General features: G+C 65.9%; 1 protein-coding gene and 1 pseudogene. One reads left to right on the top strand and one right to left on the bottom strand.

Annotation, left to right across the window (positions count from 1 at the left end):
* Positions 1-1,017 (top strand): annotated as a pseudogene (locus EN780_RS33445) (hypothetical protein); the annotation flags it as partial.
* A gap of 48 nt (positions 1,018-1,065) precedes the next feature.
* Here the strand turns inward: EN780_RS33445 and EN780_RS33440 are convergent.
* Positions 1,066-1,752, bottom strand: a 687-nt coding sequence (locus tag EN780_RS33440; RefSeq protein WP_128276394.1) for a trypsin-like peptidase domain-containing protein, incomplete at its 5' end; no start/stop codon positions are given.

The raw sequence follows: 1,752 nt of genomic DNA, 5'->3' as shown, positions 1-1,752 counted from the left end.
GATATCATTCTGCCGGGCCACCATCGGCCAATCGCGCCCCCACCTGCGGTGCAAGTCCACAGCCTTCCCGAGGCCGACCCGAGCAAGAGAGGGCGCAACGCCGAATTCTTCCTGTTTTCAAAACATTTCGTCGGCAGCACCTCGACCGGATATGCGTCCTCGACAGCGATGGCCAAGGCAGAGGGGCAGTTGGACCTCGCGGCAGCAGCGGCGATCTCGGGGGCCGCCATCTCGTCGAGCATGGGTCGCACCAGCCTCGGCCTGCTTGGGCCGACGCTTGCCCTGCTCAATCTGCGACTGGGGTTCTGGCTTCCCAACCCGAGCGGGATTGCGCTTGGAAAGCGGCCCCCGCGGCGCAGTTGGGAAGATATCCTGCGGCTGTATCTGCTCGCGGAGGCGACGGGGCAGCTGAGGTCCGACAGTTCGCGGGTCTACATCACCGATGGCGGCCACATCGACAATATCGGCCTCTACCAACTGCTCAAGCGCAGGTGCAAGCTGATCATCGTGGTCGACGCCGAGGCCGATGCCGGCATGAATTTCGGCGCCTTCACCGACGTCCAACGCTTCGCGCGGATCGATCTCGGCGTGCGCATCTCGCTCGACTGGCGACCGGTCAGGGACGCGGCGCTGGCGCGCGACGCCAACCGCACCAAGATCGTCCCGCCGGAATCGGATTTGCATCTGCGGCATTTCGCGGTCGGCAAGATCCTCTACGAGAATGATCCGGTCGAAGGCATCCTTGTCTACGTCAAGGCGTCGGTTACCGGCGATGAGCCCGACTATGTCCTCGATTACGAGCGTCGCTACCCGCTTTTCCCGCATGAATCGACCAGCGATCAGTTCTTCTCGGAAGAGCAGATGGAGGCCTATCGCGCACTTGGCTTCCACGCCATGCGGGTGGCGCTGCGCGAACGGCCGCATACGGCTGAGATCAAGGCCGAGGACAGCGCGCAGGCAAGTCTGGTTGCCTTGCTGAAGATGCGTCTGGGCAATCAGGGGCAAGAGATCAGATAGCGCATCGGGGACGCCCCGACGATTACCGGGGCGTTGGGAGCAGGTCGCTCAGTTCGGCCTTGCCACCGGCGTCACCGCGACCTGGCTGACGCCGGTCCGCCGCACCACGGTGCAAAGCGTCTCGCGGCCGATGCGCTCGGCGTCGAGCATGCGCACGAGGTCGTCGACGCCGGTGACCGGACGGCCATCTATCGCGGCGATGATGTCGCCTTCCTTCAGCCCGGCCCTTGCCGCCGGGCTGTTCTTTTCGACGCTGCGCAGGCGCACGGCGGTGCTGCTCGAGACCTGCGACAGAAGGGCGGCGCGGCGCGGCAAATTGGTGGTGTCGGCGGAGACGCCGATGAAGGCGCGGCGCACGCGGCCGAAGCGGATGATCTCCGAAATGACGAAATTGGCGGTGTTGGAGGCGACGGCGAAGGCAATGCCTTGCGCGCCATGGATCATGGCGGTGTTGACACCGATCACCTCGCCCGCCGACGACACCAGCGGCCCGCCGGAATTGCCTGGGTTGAGCGCCGCGTCGGTCTGGATGACGTCGTCGATCAGCCGTCCGGTCGAGGCGCGCATCGAGCGGCCGAGCGCGGAGACGACGCCGGCGGTGACGGTCCATTCGAAACCGAGCGGATTGCCGATGGCGATCGCGATCTGGCCGCGCCTCAGCCGCTTGGAATCGCCGAGCGGCGCGACATCGGTGAAGCTGCCGTCGGCGCGCACCAGGGCGATGTCGGTGTCGGG

It is taken from the genome of Mesorhizobium sp. M4B.F.Ca.ET.089.01.1.1, from assembly GCF_004022605.1.
In the GTDB taxonomy this organism is placed as follows: domain Bacteria; phylum Pseudomonadota; class Alphaproteobacteria; order Rhizobiales; family Rhizobiaceae; genus Mesorhizobium; species Mesorhizobium abyssinicae.
Note: the sequence above shows the minus strand (reverse complement) of the source record. Positions and strands in the feature narration are given on the sequence as shown.